Consider the following 22,514-nt stretch of genomic DNA (forward strand, 5'->3'; position numbering starts at 1 on the left):
GATTTTGACGTATCGACGTGCCGGGGGGCGGCCCGTCGATGTGCGGCGGCTACGCCTCTATTCCGCACAGACAAGTTGCTCAGAGATCCGCGGCGATGCCTTTCGTCTGCAGGTATAGCCGTTTGAAGTGGGCATGCACATGGTCATAGACCTGGGAAGGCGCGGCCTGCACCTCCCGCGCAACCGGGTTCCAGCGGGTGATATCGCCGCGCTCCACCAAGCCTACCGCCACAGCTGCCAAAAACGCGTCCCCGTAGCTGGCGCCGGTCGTCTTGTCGCACACGATCTGGTCGATGCCGGAGATGTCGGACGTGGCTTGCAGCCACAGCGCATTCTGTGTGCCGCCTCCTACGGCGCGCAACCGCGAAGGGGCCTGACCCACTTCGGCAAAGGTGTCGGTGACGTGGCGCGTGCCGTGGGCGATGCCTTCGATCAGGGCGCGGTACATGTCGCCGCGGGTGTGGGTGAGGTTGAGGCCGAAGAAAGCCCCCTTCGCCTGCGGGTCGTGGATCGGGGTCCGCTCGCCCGAGAAGTACGGCAGCATCAAAAGGCCGTTGGCGCCGGGCGGGGAGTCCATCGCCTCAGCCGCCAGAACGGGAAACGCCTCCGCCGGGTCGAGGTCGCGCGCGAGCTGGTCGCGGAACCAGTGGGTGAGCGTGCCGGAGGTCGCGAGCCCGGCCATGGAGGCGTGCTCGCCCTCGAAGAGCCACGGCGCGTACCAAAGGCGCGGGTCGGCGACGCGGGCGTCCGTGCGCAGGATGATGAAGATCGTCGAGCCGTACATCATCATCATGTCGCCGGGCGCATCGACCCCGACGGAGAAGGCTTCGGCGGCGGCATCGATGGTGCCGGCGGTGACGGGTGTACCAACCGCGAGGCCCGTTTCAGCAGCGGCTTTGGCGGTGATGGTGCCCGCGATCTCGTTCGACCAGAGGAGGCGTGGGAGCCTCTCCAAAGGCAGGATGTCACCCGCCAGATCGTCCACCCAGGTTTGGGTTCCGACATCGTAGAGCGGGGAAAAGTTCGCCGCCGTGTAGTGGTCGATCACCACTTCACCGGTCAGACGCTGCACGAGAAAGCTGGTAGAGGTCAGCACATGCGCAGTGCGAGCGTAGAGCTCCGGGTGATTGCGCTTGAGCCAAAGGATCTTGGGTCCCACCGATTGCGAGGTGAGCGCGTTGCCGCAGCGCTCGAGGATGGTGTCCGCGCCTATGCGGTCCGTGAGTTCGGTGATCTCTTTCTCGGCGCGCGTGTCAACGCCATAGAGCACGCCGTTCATCAACGGGGTGCCGTCTTTGTCCACCGGCAACATGCAGGGCCCGATGGCGGAGGTGGCGACGGCTTTGATCTCTTCCGGTGCGATCCCGCTTTCGGCGAGCAAAGCCTTGGTGACGTGGACAAAGTCGCCCCACCAGTCCTCCTCCGGGCGGTGTTCCGCCCAACCGGGCTGCGGGACAAGCATCTTGTGCGCGCGTTTGGCCATGGCGACCACATCGCCGGTGGCGGTGTCCACAAGGACGCCCTTGGTCTCGTATGTGCCGATGTCGACGCCGAGCGTGTAGGCCATCAGGTCACCTCATCGCGGTCGAGGGAAAAGTCGGGGGTGATGCGCGCCAGTGCCGTGGTGAGGAGCGTGGTGAGGTCTGCAAGGTCCTTCAGATCGCAGACCTCGCGCGCGGAATGGGAGTAGCGCATGGGAAAGCAGAGATCGGCGCTGGCCACGCCATGCCCGGTCAGCTGCACGTAGCTGAGGTCCGTGAGCACGCCGGTTGCAGCCGAGCGTTGCAAGGGCAGGGATGCGGCCTCGGCACTCTCTTCGATCAGGCGCACGATCACGGGATGCGGGATCACGCCGTTGAGCGTGCCGCGCCCGTGAAAGGAATAGAGGCTGAGGCATGGGCCGCCTCCGAGCGTGACCTCTCCGGCGTCTGGCATGTCGGGCGTGTCGGCGGCGAGCGCGAGGTCGATCTGGAGCGCGATGTCCGGCTCTAGCCGCTGCGCGAGTGGCTGTGCGCCGCGCAGGTTGAACTCCTCAAGCGTGGTGAAGCAGACGTGGACGGTGGGGCCTTTGCTGCGCTTGGCGAGGGCCTCGGCGACGGCGAGCAGGACGGCGCAGCCAGCACGGTCATCGACGGAGGTGCCGGCAATGCGGTCGTAGGCAAGTTCGGTGACGCTGGGAGCGTAGACGACGGGTGTGCCGATCTCGACGCCTGCCGCACGGGCCTCTTCTGCGGAGGTGAAGCCGGCGTCGATATAGAGGCTCTGGATCGGCAGCACCTGATCCTTTTCACCGGGCTGCGTGGCGTGGTGGCTCTTGTGCGCGATGATGCCCGGCACGTCGCCTTTGCGCCCGCAAAGGAGGACCTCCTGCGCGGGAAGGGCGCGCACGGGAACGCCGCCGAGACGCTCGATCCTGAGAAAGCCGTCTGCCTCCAGCCGCCGCACGATGAAGCCAAGCTGATCCATGTGGGTGAAGAGCATGACCGACGGCGCGCTCCCGTGGAACGTCGTCCAGAGATTGCCGAGCGTGTCGCTCTGGCTCTCCAGCCCCAGCGCCGTCAGTTTGCCAGCAATCGCCCGGCGCACGCGGTCCTCGTGGCCGGAGAGGCCCGGGACCCGCATCAGGTCCGTCAGGTCACGCCGCAGTCCCTCGATCATCCGCGCGCCTTCCGCACGCGCGCCATGAAGTCCTTGGCCCGCTCGGGGTCGACCGCCTTCCACGTGTCGCCGTCCACCTTGAGCGAGGAACCGACGATGCACCCGTCGCCCGCGGTGAGCACATCGGCGACCGTCTCGTGCTTGACCCCGGTGTTGGCAAGAACCGGCACGTCCTTGACCGCCTTCTTCACTGCCTCGAGGTCCGACAGCTCCGCCGCCTCCCCGGTGATCTGGCCCGAGACCAGCACCGCGTCGGGGATCGACGAGAACACCGCCGAGCGCGCCCGGTCAGGCAGGGGGCGCGTGTCGAGCGAATGCGCGAATTCGGCCGACACGTTGTAGAGCATCGCCATATCCTTGCGCCCGAGCCGGTCGCGGTAGCGCATCGCCTTGCCCGCGTCGGGCGTCCAGGGCCCCATGTCCGACGCATAAGTGCCGGTGAAGATCTCCCGCACAAATGCCGCGCCTGTTGCGGTTCCCAAAGCCACGCTCGCCATCGGGTCCCAGAGCACGTTTACGCCGAACGGCACCGTGATCTCTGGCTTCAAAGCGCCGATGATCGCCGCCATCGTGGCGGTTGAGGCCATGTCGACCTCGAATTCATAGGGCCGGTCGTTCTCGTTTCCGAACATGATCGCATCGAACCCCGCCTCCTGCAGCGCGTGCAGATCGCGGCGCGCGTCCGCCAGCAAATCTGCGTCCGGGTCGTGCAAAGGTGTGCCGGGCATCGCGCCCAGATGCACCATCCCAACGACGGGTTTGGGGGTGTCGAACAATCGGGTGAAGGCTGTCTGCATGAAAATCTCCTTGTGCCAAGGGTAGCGCGCCGCCCCCTTCACGCAAAGGAAAAGAGCGCTATGCTGAGGCTCCACCTTGAGGAGACGAGCATGGCACTTGCAACGCGGCACTGGGATCGGATCGGCAACGGCGGGGTGACTTTCACCGAGCTTGGCTTTGGCACGGCGCCGCTGGGGAACCTCTACCGTGCGATCAGCGACGAGGATGCGCGCGCCACGCTGGATGCGGCCTGGGAGGGCGGCGTGCGGTACTATGACACCGCGCCTTTGTATGGTCTGGGTCTCTCGGAGACACGGCTCAACCCGTTCCTGCGCGGGAAAAAGCGCGATGAGTACGTGCTGTCGACCAAGGTGGGCCGGCTCATGCAGCCCTGCGCGCCTGAATACCGCGCGGGAGAAGGGAAGTGGTTCGACGTCCCCTCGCGCCGTGAGCAATACGACTACACCTATGACGGGATCATGCGGTCCTTCGATCACTCCTTTTCCCGGCTGGGCGTGGACCGGGTCGACATCCTCTACGTGCATGACCTCTGCATCTTTTCGCACGGCTCCAAAGAGATCTCCGACATGCGGATCGAGGAGTTCTTTCAGGGCCGCGGTTATGACGCGATGCTGTCGCTGCGCGATCAGGGCGTGGTGCAGGCCATCGGCGGCGGCATCAACGAATGGGAAGTCTGCCAGACGCTTGCGGAGCGCGGGGATTTCGACCTCTTCCTACTGGCAGGTCGGTATACTCTTCTGGAGCAGAGTGCGCTCGATAGCTTCCTGCCGCTTTGCGAGAAACGCGGGATCGGGATCGTGACGGGCGGGCCTTACAACTCTGGTATTCTGGCGACGGGCGCGCGGCAGGGGGCGTATTACAACTACGATCCCGCGCCGCAGGAGATCCTCGACAAGGTGAGCGCCATTGAGAAGGTTTGCGAGGCGCATGGCGTCCGGCTGATCGACGCGGCCTTCCAGTTCCCGCTGCTGCACCCCGCGCATGTGGCGGTGATCCCCGGCGGGCAGGGCGTGTCGGAGACGGAGAGCAACTTGCAGGCGGCGCAGGCGGACATCCCGGCGGCGCTCTGGTCTGACCTTAAATCCGAGGGCCTGATGCGCGAGGACGCGCCCACATGAGGATCGACGCGCACCAGCATTACTGGCAGCCCGCGCGGGGCGACTACGACTGGATGCCGAAGGACAACGCGGTTCTGAACCGCTCCTACGCGCCGGTCGATCTCGCCGAGGCGCGCGCGCAGCACCGCATCGAGGGCACGATCCTCGTGCAGGCCGCCGCGACCGTGCATGAGACCGAGTACATGCTGGGCTTGGCCGACGCCGACGCGTCGATCCTGGGCGTCGTCGGCTGGGTCGACTTCGAGGACCCCGAACACCGCGCGCATCTGGAGCGTTTGGCCGAGCACCCCAAGTTCCTCGGCGTCCGCCCGATGATCCAGGACATCCCCGACGTGGACTGGATGCTGCGCGAGGATTTGCAATGGGCGTATCAGGCGCTCATCGAACTGGACCTGACTTTTGACGCGCTCGGCTTTCCGCAGTATCTCGCGAACTTTCACACGCTGATCACGCGCTATCCCGACCTGCGGGTCGTCTACGACCACTGCATGAAGCCGCAGATCCGTGATCAGATGGCCGGGAAAGATGCGTTCACCGACTGGGCGGCTGGCATGACCCGGCTCGCGGAGGATACCTCGGGCTGCGTCAAGCTCTCGGGTCTGGTGACCGAAGCGGCGGATGGCTGGACCGAGGACGATCTGAGGCCCTTTGCCATGCACGTGATCGAGGCATTCGGGCCGGAGCGCGTCATGTGGGGGTCCGATTGGCCGGTGTGCCGTTTGCAGGCCGAGTACGACCGCTGGATCGGCGCGGCGGAGGCGTTTACGGAGGAGCTTTCCGAGGCAGAGAAGGCGATGATCTTTGGCGGTACGGCGGCGCGGTTCTACTTGCCGGAGGACTGAAAGTCTCGCACGGCTTGGGCGTCGAGCCTGGTCCTTGCGTCGAGATCGCTCGAGACATGCAAGGCAGCTGCAGCTTGGGCAAAGTCGATGGCTTGGGCCATGTCCTTTATGCGCACCCACTCTGCGGCCAGTGCACCTTGGAACATGTCGCCTGCGCCATGGGTGGAGATAACCTCGACAGCGTAGGCCGGGAAAGCCTTGCCTTGGTAGAACACACCTGCGCTCCCCAGCGTCGTCAGCACTGGACAAGCAATTTTACCTAGCGCCTCAGCCTCTACCCGGTTCACCACAACCATATCGAGACCGCCCAGAAGGGCGGGCGAGAGGGGGCGTGCAGGGGCAGCGTTCAGCCAGACCTGCGCGCCAATCGCCTTGGCCTTTTCAGCGACAGCAAGGTTCACGGCCTCTGGCACTTCGTTCTGCAGAAGAACAACCTCAGTGACCGGCGGGACCTCGATCTGAGAAACGTCGATCTCCAGATTGGCTGCCGACACGATCACTGCACCATAGTCGCCTGCCGCATCCACAATGGCCGCACTCATCCCGCTGGCACCTGCACCCGTCTGCAACTGAGCAATATCAACGCTCGCCGCCGTCAACCCCTCTCGCAACCGCTCGGCAAAGGCATCCGACCCCACGCGGCCCGCAAACCTGGTCTCTGCGCCCATCCGCGCCGCAGCCACAGCTTGATTGCCGCCCTTCCCGCCAAAGACATAGTCGACGGCAGACCCGGTCACCGTCTCGTCCTTCCCCGGCAGATGCGGCGCGCGCAGCACCACGTCGAGGTGCAGCGACCCGCAGACGAACACGCTCATCCCATGAGCGCCTTCTGCACGATCCGCATCGCCTCCGGCGCATCCTGCCGGGCAATCGCCGCGCGCAGATCGGCATGATCCACCAGCCCGGCCGCGATCTCGCGCATGCGGGTGACGGCGGCGATGTTGGTCCTGGCCTCCGACACCGGATCGAGCCCCGAGTGGTCCGGGAAGGTGTCGAAGTAGATCACCCCGTCATAGCCCGCGCGCTCGAGCTCGACGAGCAGCTCAATCGTCTGGATCGGATGCACCGCGCCGACCATCAGACCGTTGTCCCACTTCCCGTACCCGTCGTTGAGATGCACGCCAAGAATGCGCGAATGCCGCGCGATCAGCGCCGCTGCATAGGCCGGCATCTCGTCGGCGTAGAGCATGTGCGCAAAGTCCAGCGTCACGCCCATGTTTGGCTGATCCAACTCCTTGAGCGCGAGCAGCGTCGTCGCCGCATCCGGCATGAGGGCAAAGCCCCGCGGCTCGTTCGGCTTGTACTCGATGGCGATGTCGAGGTCGGGGTTGTGACCCGCCACCTCCTCCATCGCGCGCAGGGTGTCCTCCCAGGCGCGCGCGTAGTCCATCTGAAAGCTGTAATCGAACCCGTCCTGCCCCATCCAGAGCGTCATAAGCGACCCACCCAGCTCGGCCAGAGTGTCGAGCCCGCGCTTGGTCTCGTCGATGGCGGCTTGGCACGTGGCGGGATCAGGATGCGTGAACGCGCCGAGCTTGTAGCCGGGATCCGTGTAGTACCGCATCGCCAGCCCGTTCAGCACCATGCCCGTATCGTCCAGCGCCTGCCGGATGTGGGTCACATCGTCCTTGGCAAAATGGTCGGGGTAGTTGAGGTCCGCCGCCGTCAACCCCGCTGTCGCCGCGCGCGCCAGAATGTCCGGCAGGGTCACGTCGTTCTTGCCCGGCCAGTAGGCGGCGGCACCAATCTTGAACGCGTTGAGCCGCGCGGCATAGCGCACGTCGGAGGTGAGAGACATCGGGAGCGCTCCTCTGGTGGGGTCCCCCGATCCTAAGCGCTGGCGCCGTCAGAACAAGCGCGCGTTTACCGCAGAGCCGCCCCGGCCCGGGACAGGGCAAAGACAACCGCCGCCACGCAGACAATCGACGGACCCGGCGGCGTGTCGAAGTGCAGCGACGCTTGCAGGCCGAGCACCGCCGACAGCGCGCCGATCCCCGCCGCCCCGAGCGCCATCTGCACAGGCGTGCTGGCAAAGGGACGCGCGGCCGCCGCCGGGATCAGAAGCAGCGCGGTGATAAGCAGAACTCCGACAACCTTGATCGCGATGGCCACCATGCCAGCCAGCGCCAGCGTCAGGCCAAGCCGCTCGCGTGTGGGGGAGATGCCGTCCGCCGCGGCCAGCTCGGGCGAGAGCGTCGCCGTCAAAAGCGCCTCCCACCGCCAGATCACCCACCCCGTCAGCACAAGTGCGCCGAGCCAGATCAATGCCAGGTCAAAGTGAAGGACAGCGAGGATGTCGCCAAAGAGGTAGGCCGAGAGGTCGAGCCGCACGCCCGGAACAAAGGCGGCCCCCACAAGGCCAAAGGCCAGCGCCGTGTGCGACAGGACGCCCAGCGCCGTGTCCGCCGCCAGATGGCGGCTCGTCAGCCGGGTGATCGCCGCCGCCATCAGGAGCGCCGTCACCAGCGCTCCGGCCAGCACCGGGACCTCGATCGTCAGCGCAAGCGCGACGCCCAGCAGCGTCGCGTGCGCCGTCGCGTCCCCGAAATAGGCCATGCGCCGCCAGACCACGAAACAGCCCAAGGGCGCCGCGGCGAGCGCCACGCCGATGGCGGCCAGCGTGGTGCGGACCATGAAATCGTCGAGCCAGCTCATGTTGCGGGCGTTTCCCCGCCGTGACCATGATCGTGGTGGTGGTCGTGCTCGTGCCGGTAAAGCGCCAGCGTGCCACCCGTGCCCGACCCGAAGAGCGCACGGTACTCAGGCGCGGAGGCGACCTGCGCCGGCGCGCCTTCGCAGCAGACATGGCCGTTGAGACAGATCACCCGGTCCGAGGCCGCCATGACGACGTGCAGATCGTGGCTGACCATCAGCACGCCGGCACCCGTCTGCGCGCGCACCGTCTCGATACGGCGGTAGAACTCCGCCGCCCCCGGCTGATCGAGGCCCTGCGTCGGCTCGTCGAGGATCACGAGGTCCGGCGCATCGCGCAGCGCCCGCGCCAGAAGCACGCGCTGCAGCTGACCGCCCGAGAGCTCCGACACTTGCTGGCGCGCCACGTCACCGAGGCCGACACTTGTCAAAAGCGCCGGCACGTCGCAGGCGCCCGCCGCCCGCAGCCTCAGAAACCGCGCCACCGTCATCGGCAACGTGGGGTCGAGCATCAGCTTTTGCGGCACGTAGCCCAGCCGCAGGCCCCGGGCGCGGCGCACGCGGCCCTCCGTCGCCTCGAGCGCGCCGATCAGAACCTTGAGCAGGGTCGACTTGCCCGACCCGTTGGGACCAACGATGGTGACGATCTCGCCGCGCGCCACCTGCAAGTCCACGTGCCTCAGCACCGCGTGCTGGCCGTAGCGCAGGCCCAGACCCTCTGCAGCGATCAGGCGGTCTTCACAGTGTGTCACCGGCATTTGGGACAGACGCCCTTGGCTTCGAGCACCGTGGTCTCGATTTCGAACCCAGCGCTTGCGGCTGTGCGCCCCAGCGCGCTGCCGCGTGGGTCGGCGGCGGTTTCGGCCACGTTGTCACATTTGGTGCAGATCAGAAACGCCGGCGCGTGCGCCTCTCCCGGAGAGGTGCAGGCGACAAAGGCATTCAGCCCCTCGATCCGATGCGCGAACCCGTGCGTGACCAGAAAATCGAGCGCGCGGTAGGCCACGGGCGGCTGCGCGCGCTGGCCGCCCTGACGCAGGATGTCGAGGATCTCGTAGGCCCCCAGAGCGCGGTGTTCGGTCAACAGGATTTCCAGCACGCGCCGCCGCGTTGCCGTCAGCTGCACGCCCCTCGCCGCGCATTGCGCCTCCGCCTCGGCCAGTCCCGTGGCGATGCACCGCGTGTGGTCGTGCTGGGAAAAACCGATCGGGTCCATGGATGCTCCTTGCCGTGTCGTGTGCTCCCGCTGCGCGCGGCGGCAGGGCGCCCGTCACAGGAGGAGTTGATATAATATAACAGTGCCGCTAACAAGCGTGGGTCCGGCTGCCCGGGCCTCACCCTTTTGATCTGTCTGGAGTCTCTCGCCGTGTCTCGCCCCCGTCTTCGCCTGTCTGCCCTGCGGCGCCTTGCTGCTGCGCTTGCCATCCTACCTCTTTCCCTCGCGCCTGTCTCCCTCGCCGCGGAGACCCCGCGTGTGGTGACCGACATCCTGCCGGTGCAGGGGATGGTCGCCCGGCTCACAGTCACTGCGCCCGAAGTTCTCGTCGGCCCGGACGCCGATCCGCACCACCACCAGCTGCGCCCCTCCCAGGCGCAGGCGCTGGATGCCGCGGACCTCTTCGTCTGGATCGGGCCGTCCCTGACCCCCGCGCTGGAGCGCGCGCGCGCCTCGCTGGCAGGTGATGTGGAGACGGTCGAGCTTCTGCGCGTCGAAGGCGTGCACCTCCGCCCGTTCCAGGAGATGGAAGGGCACGATGGCCATGACCATGGGCACGATCACGGGCACAACCATGGCGGGAGCGGTGAGCTGGCGGACGTCGACCCCCACGCCTGGCTCGACCCGGACAACATGGGCCTCTGGGCCAAACATATCGCCGACATTCTCGCGGACCGCGATCCGGCCATGGCAGGCACCTACAAGGCCCGCGCAGCGATCTTTTCGGCTGAGATGACGGCGGCAAAGGCGGCCATCGAGGCGGCCTCCGGCGGGGTCGAAGGCATCAAGCTGGCGACTACCCACGACGCGCTCGCCTACATCGCGGAGATCGCCGGGGTCGAGATCGCGCAGGCCATCGTGCCAGCCGACGGCTCGGCGCCGAGCGCCGCGCGGATCAAGGCGCTCTCCGAGCAGCTCTCGGGCGACACACCCGTCTGCATGCTCGCCGACCGCACTAAGAACACGCGCCTGATCGCCACCGTGCTGCCCGACACACCCCATAGCGTCGTGGACTTCGACCCGCTTGGACGGAGCCTCGAGATGGGACCGAATTTCGTCTCCGACCTCATGGGCGCCTTTACCACAGCGCTGGATACGTGCAGCGCAGAATTGGCGTCCGGGTGAGGGTGCGACCCGCAAACATCTGAAATAGCGAGTAAACAATCCGAGACATGTCTACTAAATAATTAGTTTGACAGGCGCATCGCAAACCGCTTGAGTGGAGGGGACTGGCCTAGGCCGGTCCCATAAACCATTTGGGAGGAGACAGATGCGTAAGTATCTTGTCCTTGCGCTGACGGCATCGGCCGTCGCGGCAGGGAGCACCAGCGTATTCGCCGACGAGGCGGCTGCGCAAAAGTGGATCGACAGCGAATTCCAGCCGTCGACCCTGAGCAAAGACGAACAGATGTCCGAGATGCAGTGGTTCATCGACGCCGCTGCGCCGTTCTCGGGCATGGAGATCAACGTCCTGTCCGAAGGCATTCCGACACATGGCTACGAGTCGGATGTTCTGACTAAGGCGTTCGAGGAAATCACCGGCATCAAGGTCAACCACCAGATCCTCGGCGAGGGTGAGGTGGTGCAGGCCGTGCAGACGCAGATGCAGACCGGGCGCAACCTCTATGACGGCTACGTCAACGACTCGGACCTGATCGGCACGCACTCGCGCCTGCAGCTCGCGTACAACCTGACCGAGCAAATGGCCGGTGACTGGTCGGCCACGACCTCGCCGACGCTGGACCTCGAAGACTTCATGGGCATCCAGTTCACGACCGGCCCGGACGGCAACCTCTACCAGCTGCCCGACCAGCAGTTTGCGAACCTCTACTGGTTCCGAAAGGACTGGTTCGACCGCGAGGACCTGCAAGCGGCGTTCAAGGAAAAGTACGGCTACGACCTCGGCGTGCCAGTCAACTGGTCGGCCTACGAGGACATCGCCGAGTTCTTCTCGAACGACGTCAAGGAGATCGACGGCACCACGATCTACGGCCACATGGACTACGGCAAACGCGCCCCTGACCTTGGCTGGCGCATGACCGACGCGTGGCTCTCGATGGCGGGCGCAGGCTCCAAAGGTGAGCCGAACGGCGTGCCGATCGACGAGTGGGGCATCCGCATGGAGGCCGGCTCGTGCAACCCGGCAGGGGCGTCGGTGACGCGTGGCGGGGCGGCCAACGGCCCGGCAGCGGTCTACGCGATCCGCAAGTGGGACGAGTGGCTGCGCAACTACGCGCCTCCGGGTGCGGCGTCCTATGACTTCTACCAGTCGCTTCCGGCGCTGGCGCAAGGCAACGTGGCCCAGCAGATCTTCTGGTACACCGCCTTTACCGCCGACATGGTCAAGCCGCAGTCCGAAGGCAACAACACGGTGGATGCCGACGGCAACCCGCTCTGGCGGATGGCGCCTTCGCCGCACGGCCCCTACTGGGAAAAAGGCCAAAAGGTCGGCTACCAGGACGTGGGCTCTTGGACCTTCCTCAAATCCACCCCGTCGGATCGCGCGCAGGCCGCATGGCTCTACGCGCAGTTCGTGACCTCCAAGACGGTGGACGTGAAGAAGTCGCACGTTGGTCTCACCTTTATCCGCGACAGCTCGGTCAACCACGAAAGCTTCACCGAACGCGCGCCCAAACTGGGCGGTCTGGTGGAATTCTACCGCTCGCCCGACCGGGTGGCGTGGTCGCCCACGGGCATCAACGTGCCGGACTATCCCAAGCTGGCGCAAATCTGGTGGCAGCAGATCGGGGACGTGAACTCCGGTGCCTTCACCCCGCAAGAGGCGATGGACCGCCTGGCCGAGGAGATGGATATCACCATGGCCCGCATGCAGCGCGCGGATGAGGCGCAGAACGTCTACGGCGGCTGTGGCCCGCGCCTGAACGAGGAGCGCGACGCCGAGTGGTGGTTCGCCAATGGCGGCGCCAAGCCCAAGCTGGCGAACGAAAAGCCGCAGGGCGAGACCGTCAACTATGACGACCTCGTGGCGCGCTGGCAGTCGCAATAAGCACCTCCCTCGGAGGCGGGTCCGCCCGCCTCCGGCACAGACGTAGGATGGGTGATATCACCCATCCTACTTGATGGCAGGCACCATGATTGAGCTTCACGAGATAACAAAACGGGTCGGGCAGATCACCCATATCAAGCCCACCACGCTGACCTTGCAGCCGGGACATTTCAACGTCCTGCTCGGTCAGACCGGCGCGGGAAAGACCTCGCTGATCAAGCTGATCGCCGGTCTCGATCCGATGGCCTCGGGCCGGATCGTGATGGACGGCCAGGACGTCACCAGGCTGAACACGCAAAAACGAAATGTCAGCCTCGTGCACCAGTTCTTTGTCAACTACCCGCATATGTCGGTGTTCGAGAACATCGCCTCCCCCCTGCGCGTCGCCGGCATGGCGACAAGCGAGATCGCAGGCCGGGTCGAGGAAGCCGCGGACATCCTGCAGTTGCGCCCGATGCTCAAACGGCGCCCGTCGGAGCTCTCGGGCGGGCAGCAGCAGCGCACCGCGCTGGCGCGGGCGATTGCCAAGGAGAGCCGGGCGGTGCTGCTCGACGAGCCTCTGGCGAACCTCGACTACAAGCTGCGGGAAGAGTTGCGCGAGCAATTGCCCGAGCTCTTCAAAGGGCGTGGGGCCGTGGTGGTCTATGCGACCTCCGAGCCCGAAGAGGCGTTGCTCCTGGGCGGGGAGACCGCGCTGATGCAGGACGGCCATGTGGTGCAGTTCGGCCCGACCGCCGACATCTACCGCAAGCCCGCGACGCTGAGCGCGGCGCAGGTCTTTTCCGATCCACCCATCAACGTGGCCGAGGTCGCCAAACGGGGGAGCCAGGCGCAGATGAGCGGCGTCAGCTGGACGCTGGAAGGCGCGGCAGCGGATCTGAGAGACGGCACCTACCACGTCGCGATCCGTCCGCACCACGTCGTCCCGCAGGCCGAAGGTCTGGCGCAAGTCCCGCTCGAAGGCGAGGTGATCGTGACCGAGCTTTCGGGCTCGGAAACGAGCGCGCATTTCCGCATGGGCGCGTCCGACTGGGTCTCCCTCGCGCCGGGCGTGCATCCCTACCAGGTGGGCGAGGCGCACCGCTTTTTCATGGATCCCGCGCAGTGTTTCTATTTCGCGCCGGACGGGCGGATGGTGGCGTAGATGGCTGAGATCAAGCTCGACAAGCTCCGGCATTCCTACATGCCGAACCCTTCGGGTCCGCAGGACTACGCGCTCAAGGAGGTCGATGTGACCTGGGAGGACGGCGGCGCCTACGCCTTGCTCGGGCCGTCGGGCTGCGGGAAGTCGACGCTCCTCAACATCGTCTCGGGGCTTTTGACGCCCTCCGAGGGGCGCATCCTCTTTGACGGGCAGGACGTCACGCAGCTGCCGCCCGACAAGCGCAACATCGCGCAGGTGTTCCAGTTCCCAGTGATCTACGACACGATGACTGTGCGCGAGAACCTCGCCTTCCCGCTCAAGAACCGGGGTGTGGACGCGGCGCGGATCGGGGCGCGTGTGGCCGAGATCGCGGCGATGCTCGAGGTCGAGGAGATGCTCGACATCCGTGCTGCGCACCTTTCGCCCGACAACAAGCAAAAGATCTCCATGGGGCGGGGCCTTGTCCGTGACGACGTGAATGTCGTGATGTTCGACGAGCCTCTGACGGTGATCGACCCGCATCTGAAGTGGAAGCTGCGCTCCAAGCTCAAGGAGCTGCACCAGCGTGTGCGCGCGACGATGATCTACGTTACCCACGACCAGACCGAGGCGCTGACCTTTGCCGACAAGGTGGTGGTGATGCAGGACGGGGAGGTGGTGCAGATCGGCACGCCCGTCGAGCTCTTCGAGCGGCCTGCGCATACCTTTGTCGGCCACTTCATCGGATCGCCGGGGATGAACATCCTGCCAGGCCGCGTCGATGCGGGGCAGGTGATGCTGGGCGATACGCCTTTGGCCGTGGATGGCCGCGTGTCTGGTGATGGCCCGGTTGAGATTGGCGTAAGGCCCGAGTTCGTGACGTTGGGAAGCTCCGGTCTGCCCGCCACCGTATCCCGCGTCTCGGACGTCGGCAGGCATGCGATTGTCGAGGCGCGGATGGGCGATCTGACGGTCAAGGCCAAGGTCGAGGACACCCCGCCCGCCCCCGGCACGGACGTGCATCTGAGCTTCCGCCCCGACCGCACGCGCGCCTACCGAGACGGCTGGAACATCACGCAAGGTGCAGCATGAGGCGGCATAATTTTCGCAGCAAAATTATGCGCCCCCGCAAACTCACAGAGCGAGCCAAGACATGAAGACCGAAAACCAAAAGGCGTGGTTCTTTGTCCTGCCGGTGCTCTTGCTGGTGGCGTTCAATGCGCTGGTGCCGATCATGACGGTCGTCAACTACTCGGTGCAGGAGACCTTTGGCGACAACCTCTTTTTCTGGCAGGGGCTCGACTGGTTCCAGCAGCTTTTGAACTCCGAGCGGTTCTATTCCGCCCTCGGGCGCCAGTTCATGTTCACCGGCATCATCCTGGCCATCGAGATCCCGCTCGGGATCCTGATCGCGCTGTCGATGCCGAAGAAAGGCATCTGGGTGCCCGTGTGCCTCGTGCTGATGGCGTTGCCGATGCTGATCCCCTGGAACGTGGTCGGCGCGATGTGGAACATCTTTGCCCTGCCCAAGATCGGGATGCTGGGGTATTTTATGAACGACGTGCTGGGCATCAACTATGACATGACCCAGGACCCTCTGGCGGCGTGGATCACGATCATCGTGATGGACGTCTGGCACTGGACGTCGCTTGTGGTGCTGCTTGCCTATGCTGGGCTCGTGTCGATCCCGGACGCCTATTATCAGGCGGCGCGCATCGACGGGGCGTCGCGCTGGTCGGTCTTCCGCTACATCCAGCTGCCCAAGATGAAGTCGGTTCTGACCATCGCGATCCTTCTGCGGTTCATGGACAGTTTCAACATCTACACCGAGCCCTTCGTGCTGACGGGTGGGGGGCCGGGCAACTCGACCACGCTCCTGTCGATCGATCTGGTCAAGATCGCGCTCGGGCAGTTCGACCTTGGCCCCGCGGCGGCGATGAGCCTGATCTACTTCGCGATCACGCTTCTGGTGAGCTGGGTCTTCTACACGCTGATGACGAAGGATGACGCGCAATGAGAGCCAAGAGCCTGATCCCCATCCTCTACATCCTCTTTTTGATGTTGCCGATCTATTGGCTGGTCGTGATGTCGATCAAGACGACGAACGACATCCTCGCGGGCTTCTCGCTGTTCCCAGAGCAGGTGACGTTCGAGAACTACGTGACGATCTTTACCGATCCGACGTGGTACTGGGGGTATATCAACTCGATCATCTACGTGACGCTGAACACGGTGATTTCGATCGCGGTGGCGCTGCCTGCGGCCTATGCCTTTTCGCGGTACCGGTTCCTGGGGGACAAGCACCTCTTCTTTTGGCTTTTGACCAACCGGATGGCGCCGGCGGCGGTGTTCGCGTTGCCGTTCTTCCAGCTCTACTCGGCGGTCGGCCTTTTTGACACGCACCTTGCGGTGGCGCTGGCGCATTGCCTTTTCAACATCCCGCTGGCGGTGTGGATCCTCGAGGGGTTCATGCGCGGCGTGCCGAAGGAGCTCGATGAGACGGCTTATGTGGACGGCTATTCTTTTCCCCGGTTCTTTGCCAAAATCTTCCTGCCGAACATCGCCTCCGGCGTGGGGGTGGCGGCGTTCTTTTGCTTCATGTTCTCCTGGGTGGAGCTGCTCTTGGCGAAGACGTTGACGGCGGTGGAGGCCAAGCCGATTGCCGCGACGATGACCCGGACGGCGTCGTCGGCGGGCTACGAGTTGGGCCTTCTGGCGGCGGCGGGGACATTGACGATCATTCCCGGTGCCATCGTGATCTATTTCGTGCGCAACTACATCGCCAAGGGCTTTGCCCTTGGGCGGGTGTGAGGAGGCCCCTGATGAAACGGTTTGTGTATCTTGCGGCGCTGCTGCCAGTGCCTGCCTTGGCGCAAGGCTGGGGCAACGTGGCCAGTCAACCGGAGCCGAAGGGCTTTTCCTGGACGGACCCTTTGTGGCCGGACTTCTGGATGGCCTGGACGCCTGCGACCTTTGCGGTCTTCTGCTTTATCTTTGGCGCGATGGGCCTTCTCGTGGGGCTGGAGATTTGGCGCCCGGGTGGCGCGGAACGGCGCGGGGTTCTGGGTCTGACGACGACGCGGGGCGATAGGCTCTTTATCTCGCTGCTGGGGGCTGCGTGGATTTTCCTTGTGTGGCTGGCGCTTGTCGGGATGCCGGTTTGGGGCGCGCTGGGTATAGCGATCGCGTGGAGCGTGTTCACGTTTTGGAAGGTGTGAGTACCTCGGAAGTAAGAGAACTCAGCGATTAAAATAAAGGACCCGCCTGACGGGCACCGTCAGGCCGCGCCGACCCGCCCCCGTCAAACCGAAGGTTTGCCTTCGGCAAAACGGGCGGCGCGATTGCGCCACCCCTCGGGCCGGCGCGTGAACTTCTGTTTTTCTTGGCAATGGTTGCCAACGGCCAGCTGCGTGCGTTGCTACCCCAACTTCGCGGCCACCTTGTCCCGCGTCTCCTGCAACTCGGCAATCGCCTCATCCAGCTCCGCGCGCTGCTGCGCGAGCTCGCCAAGCTGCCGATCCGCAAGCTCCACCCAAGCCCGGTTCTGCGCGTCGGTGCCGTCTTCCTCGTAGATCATCAGCCATTGGCGGATTTCCTCGAGCGGGAAGCCCCATTTCCTCCCCCGCAGGATCAACGTCATGCGGGCGACGTCGCGCGGGTGGTACCAGCGGGCGCGGCCGTCGCGCTCGGGTGCGAGCAGTTCGATGTATTCGTAGTAGCGTAGCGTGCGCGGCGTCACATCGAACCTGGCGCACATCTCCTTGAAGCTGAGGCGCGTGTCGTCCATCACATGTCTCCCCAAACATGGCGGTCGCATTAGCCTAGGCTTGCGTGGGCGCGCGATCAACTGCCTTGCGGCGGCGGGGGGTTTGCGGTCTACCAAAGGCATGTCCGAGACGGTCACCGGTCCCTTGCAGAACTTTGTCGACGCGCTGCCGCACGCGCGGGCGCTCGGTATGCGGCTGGTGTCCGTGGAGGCGGGCCGGGCGGAGATCGAGATGCCCTATGACGCGCGCCTGATCGGCGACCCGGAAACCGGCGTCGTGCACGGCGGGGCGGTCTCGGCGCTGATGGACACCTGCGCTGGGACGGCGGTCGTGAGCCATCCAAGGGCCGGGCCGTCGACCGCAACGCTCGATCTCAGGATCGACTATATGCGTCCCGCCACGCCCGGCGAGACGATTACGGCCGTCGCGGAGTGCTATCACGTCACGCGCACGGTCGCCTTTGTGCGGGCGACAGCGATGGATCACGACAGGACGCGGCCAGTGGCGACGGCCACGGGCGCCTTTACCGTGAGCAAGTCCGAGCGATGAGCCGCCCGACACCCGAGCCTGTGCAGGTGGTCAAGCAGCGGCGCGACGCGGCGCTGGGCGCGCTGGTAGGGTCGGTGCCGTATATCCAGTTTCTCGGCATCCGGTTCGAGCGGCGGGGCGATGAGCTGACTGGGATCATGCCTTACAGCGACGATCTGATCGGCAACCCTCTGTTGCCGGCCCTGCATGGCGGGGCGACGGCGGCGTTTCTGGAGATCACCTCGATCATCACGCTCAGCTGGGCCAACCTCTGGGCTGACCTGGAGTCAGGGGCGCTCGACATCGCAAGGATCGAGGACGGCGCCTTGCCGCGCTTGCCCAAGACGATTGACTTCACCGTGGACTATCTGCGCTCGGGCCTGCCGCGCGATGCCTATGCAAGGGCCTTTGTGAACCGGTCGGGTAGGCGCTACGCGAGCGTGCGGGTGGAGGCGTGGCAGGATAACCGCGCGCGTCCCTTTGCGCAGGCGACCGCGCACTTCCTGATGCCATCCCGTGATGGCTGAAAGCATTTCGCCCGACCTCCCGGGCACGCCTCAACCGATCACCTATGGCCGCGTCTTTCGCATCGCGGGTCCAATCGTCCTGTCGAATGCCACCGTCCCGATCCTCGGGGCGGTGGACGTCGGAGTCGTCGGCCAGATGGGGGAAGCCGCGCCCATCGGAGCGGTCGCCATCGGGGCGATCATTCTCACGACGATCTACTGGTTCTTTGGCTTTCTGCGCATGGGCACGGCGGGTCTGGTGGGGCAGGCCGAGGGCGCGGGCGATACGGCCGAAGTCTCTGCGCTCCTCACCCGTGCGCTCCTGATCGCGGGCGGGGCGGGAGCGCTTTTGATCGCGCTGCAAACGCTGCTCTTTGCCGGGGCGTTCTGGATCTCCCCTGCCTCGGACGAGGTCGAAAGCCTCGCCCAGACCTACCTCGCCATCCGCATCTGGACCGCGCCGGCGGCCATCGCCGTCTTTGCCCTGACGGGCTGGCTTGTGGCGATGGAGCGGACGGGCGGCGTCTTCTGGGTGCAACTGGTGATGAACGGGGTGAACATTCTCCTCGATCTGTGGTTCGTGCTCGGCCTCGGCTGGGGCGTGCCCGGGGTCGCGATCGCCACGGTCATTGCCGAGCTTTGCGGGGTGGGCCTTGCGCTCTGGTTCTGCCGGGATGCGTTCAAACGGCCAGACTGGCGCGACTGGCCGCGCGTCTTTGACCGCGCCAAGGTAATCGAGATGGCGGTGGTGAACCGCGACATCATGATCCGGTCGGTGCTGCTGACGGCCACCTTTACGTCGTTCGTGTTCCTGTCGGCCCGGTTCGGGGATGTGACGCTGGCGGCGAACGAAGTGCTGATGCAATTCCTGCACATCACCGCCTACGCCATGGACGGGTTCGCCTTTGCCGCCGAGGCTTTGGTGGCGCGCGCCTATGGCCGGCGCGATGTCGCGCGCCTGCGGCGCTCGGCCATCGTGGCCGGTGTCTGGGGGGCGGCCACGTGCGTGGCGCTTGCGCTCTTTTTTGCTCTGGCGGGCAACTGGCTGGTCGCGGTCATGGCCAAGGACGTGGAGGTGCAGGAGGTCGCCGCGCTCTACCTGCCGTTCATGGTCGCCGCGCCGCTTGTCGGCTGGGCGGCCTGGATGCTGGACGGGATCTTTATCGGCGCCACCCGCGCGCGGGACATGCGCAACATGATGGTGCTGTCGTTCCTGGCCTATGTCGTCGCCGTCCTGCTGTTGATGCCGTCCTACGGCGCGCTTGGCCTTTGGTGGGCTCTGCTGGTGTCGTTCGCCGCGCGCGGCATCACGCTGGGGTTGCGGTACCCCGCGCTCGAGCGCTCGGTGACAAGACGGCCGGTGACAAATTCCTCGCCAAGGTCCTCGTGATCTTCTAAGGTTTTCGTAGACCAACCAAAGAAAGAGCGCCACGCGCGGCTTCGGACCTCATGCGACGCAAAAAGACACATGACATGCTGACCGAAGTCGAGCTCGAATTCATGAGCGTTCTCTGGTCGTTAGGGGAGGGGGGCGTGCGCGACATCCTGGCGCGCCTCGCGCCGGATCGGAACCTGGCCTACACGTCGGCCGCCACGATCATGCGCATTTTGGATGACAAGGGATTCGTGACCAGCCGCAAGGTGGGCAAGCAGCTCGTCTATGCGCCGTCACTGTCCAAAGACACGTACCAGACCCGGTCCTTGCAGAACCTCTCCGCAAAATTGTTCGACAACACTCCTGCCTCACTCGTGGCGCGTCTCGTGGACGACGCCGGCTTGAGCCAGGAGAGTTTGGAGGAGATTCGAGCGCTTTTGGACAGGAGACTGGGAGATGCAGACGACTAAGTATCTGGTCGATCTCTACATCGATGCCAACATCGTGCTCGCCCTTGCGTTTGTGCTGTGGAGCGTGGGCCGTTTTGCCTTTCAGCGCTCAAGGCTGAGGTACAATTACCGCACGCAGGTCAACTTTACCCAAGGTTTGATGCTCGTCACGCTGGCGAGCCCGGTGCTGGCGCTGGCGCTGCTGGCGGGTTGGTCTTGGGCGTTTCCGGCGCTGTCGCTCAACGCCTCGGACCTTGTGCTGGCGCAGTTTCTCGACGGGCGGATCGGGATGGACGCGGTCACCTTTGCGGCGCTTCTCGGTGCGCGGGAGACGGCGGTGCTGCAAATCGCCGAGGGGCAAAGCTCGGTGGCGCAGTGGGTGGCCTGGCTGGTGGTGATCGGCGTAACGCTAGGCGCGCTGCGCACTGCGGTGCGGGTCATGGCCCTGCGGCAGCTGGTGCTCGGCAGTTTCGTGCTGCGCCGTGCGGGCCGGCTCGACATCCGCATCAGTCACGACACGGCGGTGCCGTTCTCGACGCGCGGGCTTTGGCGGCGGCACGTGGTCCTGCCCGCCCGCATGGTCGAGGACGCCCGCGCCATGCAGATCGCGCTTGCGCATGAGTTGCAGCACATGCGGCGCGCGGATGTCGAGTGGGAGCTTGGCCTCGAGCTTTTGCGTCCGCTCTTCTTCTGGAACCCGGCCTTTGGCGCGTGGAAGCGGGGGCTCGAGCGGCTGCGCGAGCTATCGGTCGACCAGGCGCTGCTGCGCCGGGGCCGGATCTCGACGCGGGCCTATGCGAACTGCCTTTTGGCGGTGTGCAAGGCGAGCGTCGATGCGCGCGGCCATGTGCCGGCGATGGTGGGGCGCGTGCCGTTCCTCGGGATCGAGCGCGCTCTGACCGGGCGGCGCAACATCGACGTGCTGCGCCACCGGATCAACGCGATGACACGCCAGCCCGCCGCGCGGGCCAGCGGGTGGTGGCTGTCGGTGCCTCTGGTCGCGGGGGCGCTCTGCCTCGCGATGGCGGTCGGCTCGCTCAAGAAGCCCGCCGACTGGAGCCAGGACCGGTTGATGCTGTCGACCATCGTGAACCTCGAACGGATGGAGAGCCGCGCGGCACGTCCCGCCGGGTTCTAGGGTAAGAGGTGGTGTAAGTCGTGGCGCGCGTCGTCCCAACCATGAAGCATCTTCATGCGAGCTGCTGTCTTTAAAACATGAAATCGAGCGACTGTAGCAGGCTGCTCTCAATCTGATACGCGCCGCCTAAGTCAACGCGCCCACCTGACAGGCACTGTCAGGCCGCGTCATAAGCATGCTTCCAGCATGACCCGCCCCCGTCAAACCGTAGGTTTGCCTTCGGCAAAACGGGCGGCGCGTGAACGGCCGTTCTGCGAGTATCAGGTCAAAGGCTGCCTACTTTAGGCACCAAATCCAAGAAACCGGTAAAGCGAGCTCAATCGGTCCTATTCCAACACAGCGTTCTGCGCTTTCCAAGCTCGCTGCGGCAGCATAGCCTGCGCCCATGCGGTATCCCTTGCTCGTGCTTCTTTTGCTGTTGGCGGCGGCCTGCGGTCGTCCTCTGACCGAGACCGAGCGCGCTTTTGCGCAGGCCGTCCACGGCGATCAGCTCGATACGTCCAAGGTGCGGCTGGTGAACAACGCCCCGCTCAAGGCATACACGTTCCGCATCCCCAAGCGCCCGCGTGTGACCTGCCAGGAGCGCATCTTTCCCGAGCCGACCGAGGACATCCTGACCGGCGCGCCGGCGGCGGCGGTGCTCTTCAACCGGGTGCTCTTTACCCGCGATTTCTACCTCGACGATTACGTGCCGACCTACCCGGACCGCCTCCACCTCTTCGAGGCGATGCTCCTGGCGCACGAGTTGACCCATGTCTGGCAGTGGCAGAACCGCGACCGGACGGGCTATCATCCGCTCAAGGCCGTGCGCGAGCATCAGACGCTGGCGGACCCTTACCTCTTTGATCCCGAGACGACACGCGCCTTTCTCGACTACGGTTACGAGCAGCAGGGCGCCATCGTGGAGGAATACGTCTGCTGCGCCTCCCTCGATCCCGAGGCCCCGCGCACGGAGCGGCTGCGGGCGATGATCTCCGAAGCCTTCCCGATCCAGGCACTGCCGCAGACCGAGACGATCATCCCCTGGAAAGACGCCGAAGTCGTAGGCATCTGCCGGTGATTTCAGCGCCCGCCCGCGCGGCCGTAAAAGTTTCCGATCGGAACGCTTGACGCCGTATGCGTTTGTACGCAATCAAGAGGCGTCAGATCGGGAGAAGGGCGCGAGGCCCTGCCGAAGGAGCAACCGCCCCGGAAACTCTCAGGCGCAAGGACCGATTTGGCACCAACACTCTGGAGAGTGCTCGCACGCGGGAGCCGCCGAAGGGATAGCGATCTCAGGCCAAAGGACAGAGGGGGCATCGGCTGGTCTGCGCGGCATCGTGCAGGGCGGCGCGGTG

At 65.2% G+C, this 22,514-nt stretch carries 24 protein-coding genes and 1 riboswitch; of the genes, 15 read left to right on the plus strand and 9 right to left on the minus strand.

Annotated elements, in window-relative coordinates:
• Positions 1–79: 79 nt before the first annotated feature.
• From ACU0B3_RS13640 to ACU0B3_RS13650, 3 genes are read right to left on the minus strand one after another with little or no spacing between them, the layout of a single operon-like run.
• A complete protein-coding gene (locus ACU0B3_RS13640; protein WP_446261405.1) occupies positions 80–1,567 on the minus strand; it encodes an FGGY-family carbohydrate kinase in 1,488 nt (495 codons plus the stop codon).
• Positions 1,567–2,658, minus strand: a complete 1,092-nt coding sequence (locus ACU0B3_RS13645; RefSeq protein WP_446261406.1) for a M42 family metallopeptidase — start codon at positions 2,656–2,658, stop codon at positions 1,567–1,569. The genes ACU0B3_RS13640 and ACU0B3_RS13645 overlap by 1 nt, the downstream gene beginning before the upstream one ends.
• On the minus strand, positions 2,655–3,455 hold the full coding sequence (locus ACU0B3_RS13650; RefSeq protein WP_446261407.1) for a BtpA/SgcQ family protein: 801 nt from the start codon (positions 3,453–3,455) through the stop codon (positions 2,655–2,657). Before ACU0B3_RS13650 ends, ACU0B3_RS13645 begins: the two co-directional genes overlap by 4 nt.
• A gap of 90 nt (positions 3,456–3,545) precedes the next feature.
• Between ACU0B3_RS13650 and ACU0B3_RS13655 the strand changes: the two genes are divergently transcribed.
• A complete protein-coding gene (locus ACU0B3_RS13655) occupies positions 3,546–4,574 on the plus strand; it encodes an aldo/keto reductase (RefSeq protein WP_446261408.1) in 1,029 nt (342 codons plus the stop codon).
• Complete coding sequence (locus ACU0B3_RS13660; protein ID WP_446261409.1) at positions 4,571–5,416, plus strand: amidohydrolase family protein; 846 nt, start codon at positions 4,571–4,573, stop codon at positions 5,414–5,416. Before ACU0B3_RS13655 ends, ACU0B3_RS13660 begins: the two co-directional genes overlap by 4 nt.
• On the opposite strand, the gene ACU0B3_RS13665 is transcribed toward ACU0B3_RS13660, so the two are convergent.
• From ACU0B3_RS13665 to ACU0B3_RS13685, 5 genes are all read right to left on the minus strand, one after another.
• A complete protein-coding gene (locus tag ACU0B3_RS13665) occupies positions 5,398–6,231 on the minus strand; it encodes a PfkB family carbohydrate kinase (protein ID WP_446261410.1) in 834 nt (277 codons plus the stop codon). The genes ACU0B3_RS13660 and ACU0B3_RS13665 overlap by 19 nt on opposite strands.
• Positions 6,228–7,214 carry a TIM barrel protein gene (locus ACU0B3_RS13670; protein WP_446261411.1) on the minus strand — a complete coding sequence of 329 codons (987 nt, stop codon included), beginning with the start codon at positions 7,212–7,214 and terminating at the stop codon, positions 6,228–6,230. Before ACU0B3_RS13670 ends, ACU0B3_RS13665 begins: the two co-directional genes overlap by 4 nt.
• Before the next feature lie 65 nt (positions 7,215–7,279).
• A complete protein-coding gene (locus ACU0B3_RS13675; protein ID WP_446261412.1) occupies positions 7,280–8,071 on the minus strand; it encodes a metal ABC transporter permease in 792 nt (263 codons plus the stop codon).
• Positions 8,068–8,826 carry a metal ABC transporter ATP-binding protein gene (locus ACU0B3_RS13680; RefSeq protein ID WP_446261413.1) on the minus strand — a complete coding sequence of 253 codons (759 nt, stop codon included), beginning with the start codon at positions 8,824–8,826 and terminating at the stop codon, positions 8,068–8,070. The genes ACU0B3_RS13675 and ACU0B3_RS13680 overlap by 4 nt, the downstream gene beginning before the upstream one ends.
• On the minus strand, positions 8,817–9,284 hold the full coding sequence (locus ACU0B3_RS13685) for a transcriptional repressor (RefSeq protein ID WP_446261414.1): 468 nt from the start codon (positions 9,282–9,284) through the stop codon (positions 8,817–8,819). The genes ACU0B3_RS13680 and ACU0B3_RS13685 overlap by 10 nt, the downstream gene beginning before the upstream one ends.
• Before the next feature lie 150 nt (positions 9,285–9,434).
• Between ACU0B3_RS13685 and ACU0B3_RS13690 the strand changes: the two genes are divergently transcribed.
• From ACU0B3_RS13690 to ACU0B3_RS13720, 7 genes are all read left to right on the plus strand, one after another.
• The gene (locus tag ACU0B3_RS13690; RefSeq protein ID WP_446261415.1) at positions 9,435–10,409 is read left to right on the plus strand and encodes a metal ABC transporter solute-binding protein, Zn/Mn family; all 975 of its coding nucleotides are present in this window, start codon (positions 9,435–9,437) and stop codon (positions 10,407–10,409) included.
• A 145-nt stretch (positions 10,410–10,554) separates the two neighbouring features.
• On the plus strand, positions 10,555–12,291 hold the full coding sequence (locus tag ACU0B3_RS13695) for an ABC transporter substrate-binding protein (protein WP_446261416.1): 1,737 nt from the start codon (positions 10,555–10,557) through the stop codon (positions 12,289–12,291).
• A gap of 85 nt (positions 12,292–12,376) precedes the next feature.
• Positions 12,377–13,435 carry an ABC transporter ATP-binding protein gene (locus tag ACU0B3_RS13700; RefSeq protein ID WP_446261417.1) on the plus strand — a complete coding sequence of 353 codons (1,059 nt, stop codon included), beginning with the start codon at positions 12,377–12,379 and terminating at the stop codon, positions 13,433–13,435.
• Positions 13,436–14,506 carry an ABC transporter ATP-binding protein gene (locus ACU0B3_RS13705; protein WP_446261418.1) on the plus strand — a complete coding sequence of 357 codons (1,071 nt, stop codon included), beginning with the start codon at positions 13,436–13,438 and terminating at the stop codon, positions 14,504–14,506.
• Between the two features lie 61 nt (positions 14,507–14,567).
• The gene (locus ACU0B3_RS13710) at positions 14,568–15,431 is read left to right on the plus strand and encodes a carbohydrate ABC transporter permease (RefSeq protein ID WP_446261419.1); all 864 of its coding nucleotides are present in this window, start codon (positions 14,568–14,570) and stop codon (positions 15,429–15,431) included.
• A complete protein-coding gene (locus ACU0B3_RS13715) occupies positions 15,428–16,225 on the plus strand; it encodes a carbohydrate ABC transporter permease (RefSeq protein WP_446261420.1) in 798 nt (265 codons plus the stop codon). Before ACU0B3_RS13710 ends, ACU0B3_RS13715 begins: the two co-directional genes overlap by 4 nt.
• A gap of 140 nt (positions 16,226–16,365) precedes the next feature.
• On the plus strand, positions 16,366–16,632 hold the full coding sequence (locus tag ACU0B3_RS13720; RefSeq protein ID WP_446261462.1) for a DUF2160 domain-containing protein: 267 nt from the start codon (positions 16,366–16,368) through the stop codon (positions 16,630–16,632).
• A 200-nt stretch (positions 16,633–16,832) separates the two neighbouring features.
• Here the strand turns inward: ACU0B3_RS13720 and ACU0B3_RS13725 are convergent, their stop codons facing one another.
• Positions 16,833–17,201 (minus strand): MerR family transcriptional regulator, encoded by a 369-nt coding sequence (locus ACU0B3_RS13725; protein WP_446261421.1) that lies wholly within the window; start codon positions 17,199–17,201, stop codon positions 16,833–16,835.
• Positions 17,202–17,301: 100 nt separating this feature from the next.
• Here ACU0B3_RS13725 and ACU0B3_RS13730 point away from each other — a divergent pair, with 100 nt between their 5' ends.
• The 6 genes from ACU0B3_RS13730 to ACU0B3_RS13755 all read left to right on the plus strand — a co-directional run bounded on the left by ACU0B3_RS13730 (position 17,302) and on the right by ACU0B3_RS13755 (position 22,237).
• A complete protein-coding gene (locus ACU0B3_RS13730) occupies positions 17,302–17,730 on the plus strand; it encodes a PaaI family thioesterase (RefSeq protein ID WP_446261422.1) in 429 nt (142 codons plus the stop codon).
• A complete protein-coding gene (locus ACU0B3_RS13735; RefSeq protein ID WP_446261423.1) occupies positions 17,727–18,236 on the plus strand; it encodes a PaaI family thioesterase in 510 nt (169 codons plus the stop codon). The genes ACU0B3_RS13730 and ACU0B3_RS13735 overlap by 4 nt, the downstream gene beginning before the upstream one ends.
• Positions 18,229–19,605, plus strand: coding sequence for an MATE family efflux transporter (locus ACU0B3_RS13740; protein WP_446261424.1), 1,377 nt, complete (start codon positions 18,229–18,231; stop codon positions 19,603–19,605). Before ACU0B3_RS13735 ends, ACU0B3_RS13740 begins: the two co-directional genes overlap by 8 nt.
• Before the next feature lie 59 nt (positions 19,606–19,664).
• The gene (locus ACU0B3_RS13745; protein WP_446261425.1) at positions 19,665–20,060 is read left to right on the plus strand and encodes a BlaI/MecI/CopY family transcriptional regulator; all 396 of its coding nucleotides are present in this window, start codon (positions 19,665–19,667) and stop codon (positions 20,058–20,060) included.
• Positions 20,047–21,177 (plus strand): M56 family metallopeptidase, encoded by a 1,131-nt coding sequence (locus ACU0B3_RS13750; protein WP_446261426.1) that lies wholly within the window; start codon positions 20,047–20,049, stop codon positions 21,175–21,177. The genes ACU0B3_RS13745 and ACU0B3_RS13750 overlap by 14 nt, the downstream gene beginning before the upstream one ends.
• A 385-nt stretch (positions 21,178–21,562) precedes the next feature.
• Entirely contained in the window at positions 21,563–22,237 is a 675-nt protein-coding gene (locus tag ACU0B3_RS13755; RefSeq protein ID WP_446261427.1) for a hypothetical protein, read from the plus strand.
• Between the two features lie 78 nt (positions 22,238–22,315).
• Positions 22,316–22,401: riboswitch (glycine riboswitch) on the plus strand.
• Positions 22,402–22,514: the final 113 nt, after the last annotated feature.

Source organism: Pseudaestuariivita sp. (assembly GCF_052825805.1).

Bases quoted from the DNA above. Each gene is read 5' to 3' on its own strand.
- ACU0B3_RS13640 (WP_446261405.1), bottom strand. From the start codon at position 1,567: ATGGCCTACACGCTCGGCGTCGACATCGGCACATACGAGACCAAGGGC.
- ACU0B3_RS13645 (WP_446261406.1), bottom strand. From the start codon at position 2,658: ATGATCGAGGGACTGCGGCGTGACCTGACGGACCTGATGCGGGTCCCG.
- ACU0B3_RS13650 (WP_446261407.1), bottom strand. From the start codon at position 3,455: ATGCAGACAGCCTTCACCCGATTGTTCGACACCCCCAAACCCGTCGTT.
- ACU0B3_RS13655 (WP_446261408.1), top strand. From the start codon at position 3,546: ATGGCACTTGCAACGCGGCACTGGGATCGGATCGGCAACGGCGGGGTG.
- ACU0B3_RS13660 (WP_446261409.1), top strand. From the start codon at position 4,571: ATGAGGATCGACGCGCACCAGCATTACTGGCAGCCCGCGCGGGGCGAC.
- ACU0B3_RS13665 (WP_446261410.1), bottom strand. From the start codon at position 6,231: ATGAGCGTGTTCGTCTGCGGGTCGCTGCACCTCGACGTGGTGCTGCGC.
- ACU0B3_RS13670 (WP_446261411.1), bottom strand. From the start codon at position 7,214: ATGTCTCTCACCTCCGACGTGCGCTATGCCGCGCGGCTCAACGCGTTC.
- ACU0B3_RS13675 (WP_446261412.1), bottom strand. From the start codon at position 8,071: ATGAGCTGGCTCGACGATTTCATGGTCCGCACCACGCTGGCCGCCATC.
- ACU0B3_RS13680 (WP_446261413.1), bottom strand. From the start codon at position 8,826: ATGCCGGTGACACACTGTGAAGACCGCCTGATCGCTGCAGAGGGTCTG.
- ACU0B3_RS13685 (WP_446261414.1), bottom strand. From the start codon at position 9,284: ATGGACCCGATCGGTTTTTCCCAGCACGACCACACGCGGTGCATCGCC.
- ACU0B3_RS13695 (WP_446261416.1), top strand. From the start codon at position 10,555: ATGCGTAAGTATCTTGTCCTTGCGCTGACGGCATCGGCCGTCGCGGCA.
- ACU0B3_RS13700 (WP_446261417.1), top strand. From the start codon at position 12,377: ATGATTGAGCTTCACGAGATAACAAAACGGGTCGGGCAGATCACCCAT.
- ACU0B3_RS13705 (WP_446261418.1), top strand. From the start codon at position 13,436: ATGGCTGAGATCAAGCTCGACAAGCTCCGGCATTCCTACATGCCGAAC.
- ACU0B3_RS13710 (WP_446261419.1), top strand. From the start codon at position 14,568: ATGAAGACCGAAAACCAAAAGGCGTGGTTCTTTGTCCTGCCGGTGCTC.
- ACU0B3_RS13715 (WP_446261420.1), top strand. From the start codon at position 15,428: ATGAGAGCCAAGAGCCTGATCCCCATCCTCTACATCCTCTTTTTGATG.
- ACU0B3_RS13720 (WP_446261462.1), top strand. From the start codon at position 16,366: ATGGCCTGGACGCCTGCGACCTTTGCGGTCTTCTGCTTTATCTTTGGC.
- ACU0B3_RS13725 (WP_446261421.1), bottom strand. From the start codon at position 17,201: ATGGACGACACGCGCCTCAGCTTCAAGGAGATGTGCGCCAGGTTCGAT.
- ACU0B3_RS13730 (WP_446261422.1), top strand. From the start codon at position 17,302: ATGTCCGAGACGGTCACCGGTCCCTTGCAGAACTTTGTCGACGCGCTG.
- ACU0B3_RS13735 (WP_446261423.1), top strand. From the start codon at position 17,727: ATGAGCCGCCCGACACCCGAGCCTGTGCAGGTGGTCAAGCAGCGGCGC.
- ACU0B3_RS13740 (WP_446261424.1), top strand. From the start codon at position 18,229: ATGGCTGAAAGCATTTCGCCCGACCTCCCGGGCACGCCTCAACCGATC.
- ACU0B3_RS13745 (WP_446261425.1), top strand. From the start codon at position 19,665: ATGCGACGCAAAAAGACACATGACATGCTGACCGAAGTCGAGCTCGAA.
- ACU0B3_RS13750 (WP_446261426.1), top strand. From the start codon at position 20,047: ATGCAGACGACTAAGTATCTGGTCGATCTCTACATCGATGCCAACATC.
- ACU0B3_RS13755 (WP_446261427.1), top strand. From the start codon at position 21,563: ATGCGGTATCCCTTGCTCGTGCTTCTTTTGCTGTTGGCGGCGGCCTGC.